Raw genomic sequence first — 9430 nt, forward strand, 5'->3', positions numbered from 1 at the left:
CTAAGCGGCGCTCCGGAGCATGTCGTTGAAGTCCCGGCCGGGCTCGGCCCAGGCGATGCCGACGTGGCGCCCGGGGCGGGCGTAGCGGGCGCACCCGCGGGCGAGCGCCTCGGCGGTGGCGGCTGGATCGGAATCGCCGTCGCCCAAGAGGATCAGTCTGCGGACGCTGTCCGGGACCGGGGTGAGGCCCGCGAGGTTTCCGAGGTCGAGCGTCGCCCAAAGCGCTGCTTCCTCGGCGAGCGGCTCGCCCTTGCGCAGCAGGGCCTCGCGCACCGACAGGCAGGTCTCCAGGCCCTCGCCGAGGATCAGTGTCTCGGGCTCCGGCCGGCGCACCAGTTCGATCCGGGCGCCGCGCTTCGTGCCTCGGACTTTGCGGGCGGGCAGGATCTCGCCGGTCACCGGGTCGGCGATCCGGGCCTTGCCGTCGGGATCCGCGAGGTCGATCCAGGTCTGGTGCACGCCGGCGAAGCGGTCGTCGGGCCCGATCATACCGGCGAGGAGCGCCGGACCCTCGTGCACGCGAGCGAAGGTCGGCCGGCCGCGGGGATCCTCCCGGCGGGTGTAGAGCGGGTGGCGCGGCAGAAAGCGAAGACGAGCGCCGGGCGGTGCGGTGAGGCCACGCAGGCGCAGGTAGGCGGCGGCCGGGGTCGCGCTGAGATCGCGGACCGCCGCGTCCCAGAAGGCGCGGGCGCGCTTCAGCTCGGCCAAGCGCCGCTGCGCCTCGGCCTCGGCCTCCTCGGCGGCGGCGGCCTCGCGCGCGGCAGCCTGCGCCCGCTGCCGGTCCCGGCGGGCGGCGCGCTCCGCCTCGGTCTCGGGCATGTCGCGCCCGGGGGCAGGCCGATCGGTCAGGATCTCGCAGGCGCGGAGGAAGTCGCAGCCCTCGACGTGCTGGACCAGCGCGATCACGTCGCCGCCGGGCTTGGCGCCGTCGCGTTCCAGTTGCCGGCAGTGCCAGACGCCCTTGCGGGTGGAGATGGAGAAGCGGTCGCGGCCGCCGCACCCCGGGCACGGGCCGGACCACTCGGAACCGGACCGACGCAGGGCGACGCGGTCGCGGGCGTAGCCGGCGAGGTCGACGCTTCGCGCCTCGTCAACCCAAGCCTCGAAGGCGATCGTGTGCGCCAGATCAGCCATGGTCGCCTCCCCGGCCGAGGTGCAGGCGCAGGAGGCCGTTCTGCGCCTCCAAGACGGCGAGGCGCACGTCGGCCCCGCGCAGGCGGTCGAGGGCGGCGGCGTAGCGTTCGTGGAGCTGCGCCAGGGCGACAATGGCTTGGGCCCGGGCGACGTCGGAGCGGTGCTGGTCGGCCCGGGCCTCCCGCAGCTCGACCGCCATCCGATCGGCGGCCGCGCGTGCCAGGAGGGTGACGGTGCGCAGGGCCTGCTGCTGCGACCGCGTGAGCTGTGCGCCGGGCAGCGTGTCGCCCTCGGTGCCGAGCCGGGCCGCGCGCGTCCGATCGTCCCGTCCACGGGCGGGGCGCGCGTGGCGACGCGGCTCGGCGTCGGCTTCGACGAGGCGGGGGCTGAGGGGTGAGCGGCGCTTGGCCATGGCGTCTGACCGTGAGGGGTTGCGGGGCGCCTCGGGGGTCTCCGGACACAGCGAAGCCGACCGCCGGCCTCATCGGGTCGCGGGTCGTGCGATGCGTGTCTCGGAAAGCCCCCGAGGATCATCGGTCCCGCGCTGACGTGGCGGGAGACGGTGGCCGGTCCGCTCAGCGGATCTGTGGCCCGTCGCGTTGGGCGGCGGCTGTGTCGCCGTCCGCCGGGTCTTGGGGATCGGGTGGGCCGCGCGGCGGCGGCGGGTACAGCTCGTCAGCGCGGGCGAAGTGGCGGCGGGCACGCTCGGCGCAGGCCCGATTCAGATCGAACTCCAGGCGCGAGAGGCGCATGTGGTGGCGGGCGCGAGCGGCCCAGCGGTTGCCGCGGGCGCGATGCCACAGCCATTTGAGGGCGCGGATCACGGCTGATCCTCCCCGAAGAGCAGCGGGCCCATCTCGGCCAGGAACGCGGCCTGCTCGGCCTCGAACCGGGCGCGGCGCTCGTGCCACGCGGCGACCGCGAGCCACTGCTCCGCGCCGCCTAAGAGCGCGATCAGCAGGTCGGTCTTGTAGACCGCGATCAGCTTGAGGATGCCCTCGGCGTTCGGTGCCGAGCCGCGCTCGATCCATTTGGCGACCGTATCGCGCGGCACGTCGATCTCGCGGGCGACGTACTTTGCGGTGTTGTGCGGATGCCTGTGCTTTAGGAACGCGGCGACCCGCGCGGCGATAATTTCATGATCAATCCCGGACAATTGTCCGATATTCGGGCGGGACTGTCGCACGCGCTTCTCCGATGCTGTGTGCATCGGAGAAGCGGTGCTCGCGAAAGGAGGGGCGATGACGGAGCCGGCGGCCATGTCAGGACGCGGCTCCGGTGATGATCGCGGTCGGCAGACCTTGGCGGGCTCCCGCCGACGCGATCGGGTATGGAGACGAAGCGGCCGCTCTCAGGGAGAGAACGGCCGCCGTCTCGGGGATGAGATCATCGAACAGCGCGGCGCCGTTGGATTCGAGCGCGGCGCAGATCTGGGCGAGCAAGGCGCAGCGATAGGCGAACCACGCGTCGCCCTCGGCCGTCACGCGCGACAGGGTCGGGCCGGGGTCGAGGCGCGGCGGCAGCGTGGGTTCGAAAGGGACCGGAGCCGCCCGGCTCCGGTCAGTTCCGAGTCTCGCACGCCGGTCCGGCGCCTCCGCTGCTCCAGGGAGTGCGCGCAGCGGAGCTTGGTCGACCGGGCGCGTCATCGCGCTGCTCCGGTCAAAAGGTCGATCAGCCAGTCGCGGGCGTCGTCGTCGATCGCGACGTCGAAGGCCTCGCCGCGGATCTGCACGCGCAGCTCGCGCTGGCCGGCGGGATGGCAGACGAACAGGCGCAAGGATCCATCCGGCGTCGACAGGCCGAAGGGATCGGGGATCAGACGGGCGACCGGGGATCGTGAGGGGATCGCCCCGGCCGCCGCCTCGCCGCGGACCGGACAGGTCTGGGACTGGTCGGCGGACGAAGGGGGAAGGATGGAATCGGCCACGCTACAGCCCTCCCATGAGGGCGAGCGTGAGGCGGGCGAGCGCGTACCAGAGAGCCACGCCGATCGGCAGGCCGACGAGTAGGCCGATCGCGAGGCGCAGATTGACCTGCGGTGGATGCGAGGCGTGCGGGCAGACCGGGGCGGGCTGGCGAGAGCTGTGCTCGACAGACCCGCCCGGCCCCCTACCATCGGAAGGGCGAGGACCGATGGAGCTTGAAATGACAGACGAGGTGCCGGCTGCACCCATCGAGCGCTTGAATTGGGTCAAGCAAGTCGACGGAAAGATCGCGGTGAGCGTGACCGCCTTCGGACAGACGATGGGCTTGTTGTTCTCGGCTGCCGATGCTGAGGCCTTGATGGACGGGCTCATGGGCGCCCTCCCCCAGCAAGCCGATGAATTTCCATCCATCGGGATCTCGCGGGATCACCCACCAGAAGCCGAAGTCGAGCAGGTGGACGTCGAGCCGTCCGATCGGCCTGGGCATGATCTTCAATATCACCTGCGCACAGGCGACGGGCAGGGTGTGAAGATTCGGGTAAGTCTGCGGGAAGCCATGCGCTGGCAACGCCGACTGCAAGCTCAGATAGCTGAGCGTCTTCGGCAAACCCGCAACTGATGCTGACGATTGTGCCGGGGGCGAAGGCGAAGGAGCGCACGTCAGCGGTCCTCCCGGCGGACGGTCATCCCGGGCGCCGGGCGCGGGGTCACGTTGAAGGTTTCTGCCAACGCGTGCCCGAGCGCGCCGCACAGGCCCGCGGCAAGGCTCGGCGACAGCGCGACGCGATAGCTGCGTCCGGCGTCGCCGATCAGCCGCACGACGATCTCCGGCGATCCGGACGACGTGCGGACCGTCTCCAGGGTCCAGGTGCGTGCGGAGGTCGGAGCCGCATCGTCGACCGGCGCCAGATTGCTCCGTTCGTTCAAAGCGCGATCGGCCAGATCGACGACTTTCTGAGCACGGGGCGCCGTGAAGGCGGCCGCGCGATCCGCGAGGTTAGGGCTCAGCAGATCGCGCATGAACATCGAGAGGAAGCGCATCAGAGGGGCGCTCCTGCAGGATGGGGGTGGGCTAGGGTTTCGGACGCATGCGCGTCGACTACGGCCGGAGGGGCCTCATCTAAGAAGTCGTTGGGAGTGACGTGACCGGCAGTTTCCTGGGCGATTCGCTCCAGCACATCCCAATCTGGTCGGCGCTCGCCAGACTTGTAGCGCCAGAGCGACTGCCGCGTGACGCCAATCCGCTCCGCAAATGCGGAGTCGGAGATGGCGTGCTCACCGAGATAGGCCGTCAGCTTCATGCTTGGCAGAGTGTCACCAAATCGGTGACTATGCAAGAGGCTGTCACCGATTTGGATGCTCGCGATGTCACCGAGTTGGCGACATGCTGACCGGCGTGACGGAGAAGTTTCCAAATGGGCTGGCCGCCGCGATGGAGCGGGCAGGTATCGGTCCCACAGACCTTGCACGTCGCCTCAGTGCGACAAAGCAGGATGTTTCGCGCTGGGCCAAGGGAGAGCGCCGTTTGCCGCCAGAAGTTGCTAATATCGCTGCGCCGATTCTCAACACCTCAGCCGCGGCCCTCTTACTGCTGAACGAAGCGAAGCCGACACGTGTCTTTCTAGGAGGGAAGATCGGAGCCGGCGGCGCGATTGATACGTCAAGCGAACAAGCCGAGCCGAGTGTACGGTACGAAGTCGAGACGATGGTTCAGGTTCCGGATGCCTCGATCGCATATCAGGTAGTCGGCGATTCGATGCTGCCCATTTTCGAGCCAGACACGGTCATCATCTGTCGCGCACACACCCAGGAGGTCGCACAGCACATCGGCCGACGGGTCGCCGTCGGCACTACGGAGCACGGGCGCCAACTCAAGATCCTCCACCAAGGATCGAAGCCAAACCTGTTTGACCTGATTAGCCTCAACCAAGCCTACCCAACGATGAGGGATGTTAGGGTCGAATGGGTCGCGCGCATCGCCGCGATCATTCCGGCAGACGAATGGCGCATTATCGAGCGCCGCATTCAAATGGAGGCGGTGAATGAGGCGCGCTTAAAAAAACCCTCACAACGGCAGGCCCGAGGCAGAGCTTGAGAGCGCAAGACGAACTTGAATTTGCTTACTAGAATAAATTCTATAATAAGCAAAAATGGGGCTCGGGATGGATTGGTATTACGAACGAGGCGGCGAGCGTCTTGGACCTGTAATCGCCGAGAAGATGCAGTCCTTAATTTCGGCTGGCGATATAGCGCCGGAAACACTTGTTTGGAACACTAGTTTCGGCACCACTTGGCGGCGGGCCGGCGATACTGAATTGATGGCCGCCGACATCGCAGGACCTCCGCCGCTTCCGACCACTCACGTGTCTGACGCGTATGCTTGGTTACTCGCACTCGTGCCGGCAATCGGTGCGGTCGTCGAGAGGGCGATTGCCGACAACGGCACGCAACTTTCTTGGAAAGCGGTGATGCTGGCGTATTTCGGTGCGAACACAGCTCTCAGTCTACTCGACGCTAACAAGATTAATAAAGCTGGCCGTAATCCGAACAACATTAATTTAGGACGATGGTTTTGGCTGATACCGGCTTACCTGTATCAACGTTCAAGAACCTTGTTCCAAAATCAGAAATTCTTGATAATCTGGTTAGTCACTTTCTTCGGTGCAATGGTTTGGCAGACGCCTGGCCTTCTCAAGGGTGAGGTTTATCTTGGCTTCGGACTTCCAACATGTAATAGTGCCTCGTCTGTGAACCAAGTCAAAAAGATCTTCGGTGATATTCCTTTGGTCAAGATGTATGGTGTCACTGCGATTGATCTGACTGCGATCAATGAATTGTCAAAAAACGATAAGTCGCGGCAGTGTTCCGGCAGCGTTGCTGCCAGCAATGGCAATACGATTGCCGTTCGCTACACGATTACAGAGCAGGGAGAAAGTTACTACTATAACGTTAACATTATCAATTAAACGTACTTTCTTCGCCGTCCAGCTTTCTAGCCTGGGCGGCGTTTTAGTTTGGCGCGGCGCGCGTCACTTCGCAATCGATTCGAGCGCCGAGAGACGCAACGCCAACCGAGGCGTCCTTCGCTTGGGCTGGGCGGTTGCATGCATTCAAGCAGCGTCGGACGATTCAAGCTACGGATGCACGAAGAAGTTTGAACTTTCCACAAGGTTGTAGCGCGGCCGAGCGGCTCCATCGTCACCTTTTTGGTGACTGTCTGGTTGACTCGTCACCATATCGGTGACAATTATTATCCATCGCCTCTCCCGCGATGGAGCCCGCCATGCTCGACCCCATCGGCCACGCGCCGATCCACGCCACCTCTCCCACGATCGTGTCTGTACTGCGCGCCGAAGCCAGCGCCCGGTCCGAAGCTCAGGCAACGGCCGTCTCCGTCGAGCGCGCCCGCGCCGACATCGCCCTGACGGTCGCCTTGAGTAAGGTCGCCGGCCTCCAAGAGGCCAAGGCGCGCTACACCGCCGACACGACCGACGACGCCTGCCGCCTGATGATGGCCGCGCAGGAGGCCGCCCAGGCGATGCTGTCGGCCTTCGTCAGCTTCCGCGAGCGCTTGGCAGCGGCGTGATGGCGGCCCCCGCTCGCATCCCGACGGCCACCGAGCGCACCGCCCGGGCCAAGGCCGACCAGCACGGCATCTACGCCTACGACAGCATGGCGAACTTCATGCTGCTCGCGGGCGGCGCCTGCGCCACCGACACGCGGGCGAACGCCGAGCGGCTGCGCCTCGCGCTCGACGCCGCGATCACCAACGCGATGGTCGCCCGTGCCCGGCTCGACGAGCGGCTCGGGGGCTGAGATGCGCGTCATCTCCGAGACCAGTCCGCAGCTCGCCCGCGCCGATGGCGACCGGCACGCCGACGCGCTGACAGAGGCCTGCCTCGATCTCAACGAGGCGCGGCAGCGCTGCGCCGTCGCGACGTCGGCCAACGCGGCGACGCTGGCGCGGTTGGCCCGGGTCGCCCAAGAGGCCGCCGCACACGCCCTCCGAGCCTACCGGACCGCGGCCGGGGATACCCTCTGATGCGGATCGAGCCCCGCACCCGCCTCACCGCGCTCCAGTGCGTCGCGCTCCTCGACGCGCAAGAGGGGCTCTGCCCCCTGTGCGAGCGGGAGATCGTCCCCGGCGAGCCGACGCGCGACGAGCATCTGCGGGCGCTTGGGCTGGCTGGCACGAACGATCTGGGCAACCGCGCGATCGTCCACGCGCGGTGTGCCGACGTCAAGACGCGCGGGCCCGACGGCGACCTCGCGCGGATCGCCCGTGCCAAGCGCCAGCGCGCCGCAACATTCGGCTTCACCGCCGGTCGCAGCCGCCGCCCGATGTCCTGCGGCAAGAGCAGCCCGTTTAAACGCCTGATCGGCGGCGGCGTGGCGGACCGGGTCACCGGGGAGCGGTTGTGATGCACGGCGCGCTCATCCTCGCGCTCTGTCTCGGCTGGCTGGCCGCTGCGCCCGTGCGCGACCGCCTGAGAGCCCAGGCCCGCGCCCATCGCCGCCGCCCTGCCGTGCCCGACCGGAGCCCGCGCCCGTGAGCGAGAGCCTGTCCGCCGTCGCCTTCATGGATGCCCTGCGGGTGCGTTTCATCGCCCGCCTCGCGGAGAACCTGCGTGGTGCCCGCGTGCCGGGCGGCGACCTCGTTGCCTGGGTCGCGCCGCTGCCGACCGCCGCGCTGGTCGAGGTTCTCCTCCATCCGCCTGTACACACGCGTGAGATCCTGTTCGCGGCCGTCGGCACGGCGCGGCTGCGGGGGATCTGCGCCTACGACCAGGACCTGTTCGCGGGCGCGACCACCAACGTGCCGCTCGGCGACGTGGCCGGTGCGGCCCTGAGGGCCTGGGCGTCCTGTCGGTTGGCCCGCGAGCATCTCGACGCCGGGTTCGCCGCGGAGGCGCAGCGCGTCCTCATCGCCGCGACCCGCCGGATCGACCTGTGGCCGACGCCGGTCGCCCGGCACTTCGAGCCGTGGATCTCCGACCTCTACGCCCGTGCCGATCAAGCGCTCGCCCGCCAGCTCGCCGACGAGGTCGCGTGATGGCGCTAGCCGTCGCTCTCGGTGCCCGACCGGCTCATTTCGCCAACTTCCCGCTCCACCTCGGTGAGCAGGTCGTGGACCCGCGTCGCGACGCCTTCGGGGGTCGCGCTGCCCGCGTCGTTCGAGTCTGCCATCAAGCGGAGGTTGGCCTCCACGAAGCCGTGGACCTTGGCCTGCGCCTCTTCGAAGGCGCCGGGATTGGCGGTCTCGAACTGCACCGCGAGCGCCAGATAGGCGCGCCCGACCATGTCGAGCGCCAATTCTGCGTCGTTGGCGCGCTGATCAGTTTTCGCTTCCATGACACCTCACTGCGCGAGGTTCCAGCCGTGGGGAAACTACTGAGTTGCAAAATGGATGCCGGCCGATGACTTGGATGCCCTCTTGCAACGGCGTGCCCGTAGAATTGGTCGATCCCTGCCCCACCCAGGTCGACTTCGCTGAGATCGCCCACGCGCTGTCCCACCTCAACCGCTCGTCCGGCAACAGCCTGACCCCGGTGTCCGTGGGCCTGCACACTCTGATCGGGCTCGATCTGTGCCCGACGGCGGCGGTGCGCGCCCACTGGCTCCTGCACGACGCCCACGAGGCCCGGCTCGGCGACACGACCTCGCCAATAAAGGAAGCGTCAGCCGTGCTCGCGCTCAAGCTGTACGGGCACGAGGTCGCCGACCGGATCGCCGACGTCCGCCGCGAGCTGGAGCGCCGCCACGACGCCGCGATCCACGTGGCCGCCGGCCTGAGCCCGCCCGACGCACTGACGGTCCAGGCGGTGAAGCTTGTGGACCTGCGCGCGCTCGCCACCGAGCGGCGCGACTTCTACCGGCGCGGACCCAAGCCCCGACCGTGGGCGATCGACCAGATGACCCCGCCGATCGAGCCCGGTCCGAAGGTCTGGCGCTGGCTGCCGCCGGCCGAGGTCGCCGACCGATTAATCGCGACCTTCCGCACCCACCTGCCGGCGCTCCAGCGCGGCCGGCGCGCGTCCTGATCTCTGATCCGTAGAAACCGATGCACCGCTGTCCCGCCGAGGAAGCCGAAGTCCTGACCGCCTTCCGTGAATGGCTTCAGGAGCGCCCCCGCGCCGGCTTCCTCGTCGGGACGGTCGACGTCGGCACACCGGAGGATGGCTACTCCGTCCAGATCGGCCACGTCGACTGCTGCCCGGTCAGCCTCGTGGCCGCGGCCTCCGAGCTGCTGGAGACCGCCTCGGTCGCGCTGCTGCGGCGTCCGGACGTGCGCCCGATCCTCGATCTGGTCTGCGCGATCGAGCGGGCCCGGGCCGCCCTCGACTTCACCATCCCTGCCGAAGCGCACTGAC

20 protein-coding genes are annotated in these 9430 nt (G+C 67.9%); 11 read left to right on the plus strand and 9 right to left on the minus strand.

Features of this window, described 5'->3' with window-relative positions; all coding sequences use genetic code 11:
* From MMSR116_RS05840 to MMSR116_RS05865, 6 genes are all read right to left on the minus strand, one after another.
* On the minus strand, positions 1 to 1134 hold the full coding sequence (locus tag MMSR116_RS05840) for a DUF7146 domain-containing protein (protein ID WP_010683217.1): 1134 nt from the start codon (positions 1132 to 1134) through the stop codon (positions 1 to 3).
* Positions 1127 to 1546: a hypothetical protein gene (locus MMSR116_RS05845; protein ID WP_039892780.1), complete on the minus strand. Its 420-nt coding sequence runs from the start codon at positions 1544 to 1546 to the stop codon at positions 1127 to 1129. Before MMSR116_RS05845 ends, MMSR116_RS05840 begins: the two co-directional genes overlap by 8 nt.
* Positions 1547 to 1709: 163 nt before the next feature.
* Positions 1710 to 1958, minus strand: coding sequence for a hypothetical protein (locus MMSR116_RS05850; RefSeq protein ID WP_010683219.1), 249 nt, complete (start codon positions 1956 to 1958; stop codon positions 1710 to 1712).
* Positions 1955 to 2395, minus strand: coding sequence for a hypothetical protein (locus tag MMSR116_RS05855; protein ID WP_039892782.1), 441 nt, complete (start codon positions 2393 to 2395; stop codon positions 1955 to 1957). The genes MMSR116_RS05850 and MMSR116_RS05855 overlap by 4 nt, the downstream gene beginning before the upstream one ends.
* Position 2396: 1 nt before the next feature.
* Positions 2397 to 2618 carry a hypothetical protein gene (locus MMSR116_RS05860; RefSeq protein ID WP_106428233.1) on the minus strand — a complete coding sequence of 74 codons (222 nt, stop codon included), beginning with the start codon at positions 2616 to 2618 and terminating at the stop codon, positions 2397 to 2399.
* Between the two features lie 158 nt (positions 2619 to 2776).
* Positions 2777 to 3061 carry a hypothetical protein gene (locus MMSR116_RS05865; RefSeq protein ID WP_039892784.1) on the minus strand — a complete coding sequence of 95 codons (285 nt, stop codon included), beginning with the start codon at positions 3059 to 3061 and terminating at the stop codon, positions 2777 to 2779.
* A 218-nt stretch (positions 3062 to 3279) separates the two neighbouring features.
* On the opposite strand from MMSR116_RS05865, the gene MMSR116_RS05870 reads away from it, so the two are divergent.
* Positions 3280 to 3678 (plus strand): hypothetical protein, encoded by a 399-nt coding sequence (locus MMSR116_RS05870; RefSeq protein WP_158168532.1) that lies wholly within the window; start codon positions 3280 to 3282, stop codon positions 3676 to 3678.
* A gap of 41 nt (positions 3679 to 3719) precedes the next feature.
* Here MMSR116_RS05870 and MMSR116_RS05875 read toward each other — a convergent pair whose 3' ends face one another.
* Both MMSR116_RS05875 and MMSR116_RS32350 read right to left on the minus strand, forming a co-directional pair.
* On the minus strand, positions 3720 to 4100 hold the full coding sequence (locus tag MMSR116_RS05875) for a hypothetical protein (RefSeq protein ID WP_010683224.1): 381 nt from the start codon (positions 4098 to 4100) through the stop codon (positions 3720 to 3722).
* The gene (locus tag MMSR116_RS32350; protein ID WP_010683225.1) at positions 4100 to 4360 is read right to left on the minus strand and encodes a helix-turn-helix domain-containing protein; all 261 of its coding nucleotides are present in this window, start codon (positions 4358 to 4360) and stop codon (positions 4100 to 4102) included. The genes MMSR116_RS05875 and MMSR116_RS32350 overlap by 1 nt, the downstream gene beginning before the upstream one ends.
* An 83-nt stretch (positions 4361 to 4443) precedes the next feature.
* On the opposite strand from MMSR116_RS32350, the gene MMSR116_RS05885 reads away from it, so the two are divergent.
* The 8 genes from MMSR116_RS05885 to MMSR116_RS05915 all read left to right on the plus strand — a co-directional run bounded on the left by MMSR116_RS05885 (position 4444) and on the right by MMSR116_RS05915 (position 8112).
* Complete coding sequence (locus MMSR116_RS05885; RefSeq protein WP_010683226.1) at positions 4444 to 5154, plus strand: S24 family peptidase; 711 nt, start codon at positions 4444 to 4446, stop codon at positions 5152 to 5154.
* A 67-nt stretch (positions 5155 to 5221) separates the two neighbouring features.
* Positions 5222 to 6025 (plus strand): DUF4339 domain-containing protein, encoded by an 804-nt coding sequence (locus MMSR116_RS05890; protein ID WP_158168534.1) that lies wholly within the window; start codon positions 5222 to 5224, stop codon positions 6023 to 6025.
* Positions 6026 to 6342: 317 nt separating this feature from the next.
* Positions 6343 to 6645, plus strand: coding sequence for a hypothetical protein (locus tag MMSR116_RS05895; protein ID WP_010683228.1), 303 nt, complete (start codon positions 6343 to 6345; stop codon positions 6643 to 6645).
* Positions 6645 to 6875: a hypothetical protein gene (locus MMSR116_RS05900; RefSeq protein ID WP_010683229.1), complete on the plus strand. Its 231-nt coding sequence runs from the start codon at positions 6645 to 6647 to the stop codon at positions 6873 to 6875. The genes MMSR116_RS05895 and MMSR116_RS05900 overlap by 1 nt, the downstream gene beginning before the upstream one ends.
* A 1-nt stretch (position 6876) precedes the next feature.
* Positions 6877 to 7101, plus strand: a complete 225-nt coding sequence (locus MMSR116_RS05905) for a hypothetical protein (protein ID WP_010683230.1) — start codon at positions 6877 to 6879, stop codon at positions 7099 to 7101.
* The gene (locus MMSR116_RS05910; RefSeq protein WP_010683231.1) at positions 7101 to 7481 is read left to right on the plus strand and encodes a hypothetical protein; all 381 of its coding nucleotides are present in this window, start codon (positions 7101 to 7103) and stop codon (positions 7479 to 7481) included. Before MMSR116_RS05905 ends, MMSR116_RS05910 begins: the two co-directional genes overlap by 1 nt.
* Positions 7481 to 7612 (plus strand): hypothetical protein, encoded by a 132-nt coding sequence (locus MMSR116_RS32205; RefSeq protein ID WP_280178353.1) that lies wholly within the window; start codon positions 7481 to 7483, stop codon positions 7610 to 7612. Before MMSR116_RS05910 ends, MMSR116_RS32205 begins: the two co-directional genes overlap by 1 nt.
* Positions 7609 to 8112, plus strand: a complete 504-nt coding sequence (locus tag MMSR116_RS05915) for a hypothetical protein (RefSeq protein WP_010683232.1) — start codon at positions 7609 to 7611, stop codon at positions 8110 to 8112. The genes MMSR116_RS32205 and MMSR116_RS05915 overlap by 4 nt, the downstream gene beginning before the upstream one ends.
* A 5-nt stretch (positions 8113 to 8117) precedes the next feature.
* On the opposite strand, the gene MMSR116_RS05920 is transcribed toward MMSR116_RS05915, so the two are convergent.
* Positions 8118 to 8411: a hypothetical protein gene (locus tag MMSR116_RS05920; RefSeq protein ID WP_010683233.1), complete on the minus strand. Its 294-nt coding sequence runs from the start codon at positions 8409 to 8411 to the stop codon at positions 8118 to 8120.
* A 74-nt stretch (positions 8412 to 8485) separates the two neighbouring features.
* Here MMSR116_RS05920 and MMSR116_RS05925 point away from each other — a divergent pair, with 74 nt between their 5' ends.
* Positions 8486 to 9100 carry a hypothetical protein gene (locus MMSR116_RS05925; protein ID WP_158168536.1) on the plus strand — a complete coding sequence of 205 codons (615 nt, stop codon included), beginning with the start codon at positions 8486 to 8488 and terminating at the stop codon, positions 9098 to 9100.
* Positions 9101 to 9120: 20 nt separating this feature from the next.
* Complete coding sequence (locus MMSR116_RS05930) at positions 9121 to 9429, plus strand: hypothetical protein (RefSeq protein ID WP_010683235.1); 309 nt, start codon at positions 9121 to 9123, stop codon at positions 9427 to 9429.
* Position 9430: the final 1 nt, after the last annotated feature.

The organism is Methylobacterium mesophilicum SR1.6/6 (assembly GCF_000364445.2).
GTDB classification, from domain to species: domain Bacteria; phylum Pseudomonadota; class Alphaproteobacteria; order Rhizobiales; family Beijerinckiaceae; genus Methylobacterium; species Methylobacterium mesophilicum_A.

What these genes read in the sequence shown, in the direction of transcription:
- MMSR116_RS05840 (WP_010683217.1), bottom strand. Translation starts at nt 1,134, where the DNA reads ATGGCTGATCTGGCGCACACGATCGCCTTCGAGGCTTGGGTTGACGAG.
- MMSR116_RS05845 (WP_039892780.1), bottom strand. Translation starts at nt 1,546, where the DNA reads ATGGCCAAGCGCCGCTCACCCCTCAGCCCCCGCCTCGTCGAAGCCGAC.
- MMSR116_RS05855 (WP_039892782.1), bottom strand. Translation starts at nt 2,395, where the DNA reads ATGGCCGCCGGCTCCGTCATCGCCCCTCCTTTCGCGAGCACCGCTTCT.
- MMSR116_RS05870 (WP_158168532.1), top strand. Translation starts at nt 3,280, where the DNA reads ATGACAGACGAGGTGCCGGCTGCACCCATCGAGCGCTTGAATTGGGTC.
- MMSR116_RS05875 (WP_010683224.1), bottom strand. Translation starts at nt 4,100, where the DNA reads ATGCGCTTCCTCTCGATGTTCATGCGCGATCTGCTGAGCCCTAACCTC.
- MMSR116_RS32350 (WP_010683225.1), bottom strand. Translation starts at nt 4,360, where the DNA reads ATGAAGCTGACGGCCTATCTCGGTGAGCACGCCATCTCCGACTCCGCA.
- MMSR116_RS05885 (WP_010683226.1), top strand. Translation starts at nt 4,444, where the DNA reads ATGCTGACCGGCGTGACGGAGAAGTTTCCAAATGGGCTGGCCGCCGCG.
- MMSR116_RS05890 (WP_158168534.1), top strand. Translation starts at nt 5,222, where the DNA reads ATGGATTGGTATTACGAACGAGGCGGCGAGCGTCTTGGACCTGTAATC.
- MMSR116_RS05895 (WP_010683228.1), top strand. Translation starts at nt 6,343, where the DNA reads ATGCTCGACCCCATCGGCCACGCGCCGATCCACGCCACCTCTCCCACG.
- MMSR116_RS05900 (WP_010683229.1), top strand. Translation starts at nt 6,645, where the DNA reads ATGGCGGCCCCCGCTCGCATCCCGACGGCCACCGAGCGCACCGCCCGG.
- MMSR116_RS05905 (WP_010683230.1), top strand. Translation starts at nt 6,877, where the DNA reads ATGCGCGTCATCTCCGAGACCAGTCCGCAGCTCGCCCGCGCCGATGGC.
- MMSR116_RS05910 (WP_010683231.1), top strand. Translation starts at nt 7,101, where the DNA reads ATGCGGATCGAGCCCCGCACCCGCCTCACCGCGCTCCAGTGCGTCGCG.
- MMSR116_RS32205 (WP_280178353.1), top strand. Translation starts at nt 7,481, where the DNA reads ATGCACGGCGCGCTCATCCTCGCGCTCTGTCTCGGCTGGCTGGCCGCT.
- MMSR116_RS05920 (WP_010683233.1), bottom strand. Translation starts at nt 8,411, where the DNA reads ATGGAAGCGAAAACTGATCAGCGCGCCAACGACGCAGAATTGGCGCTC.
- MMSR116_RS05925 (WP_158168536.1), top strand. Translation starts at nt 8,486, where the DNA reads ATGCCCTCTTGCAACGGCGTGCCCGTAGAATTGGTCGATCCCTGCCCC.
- MMSR116_RS05930 (WP_010683235.1), top strand. Translation starts at nt 9,121, where the DNA reads ATGCACCGCTGTCCCGCCGAGGAAGCCGAAGTCCTGACCGCCTTCCGT.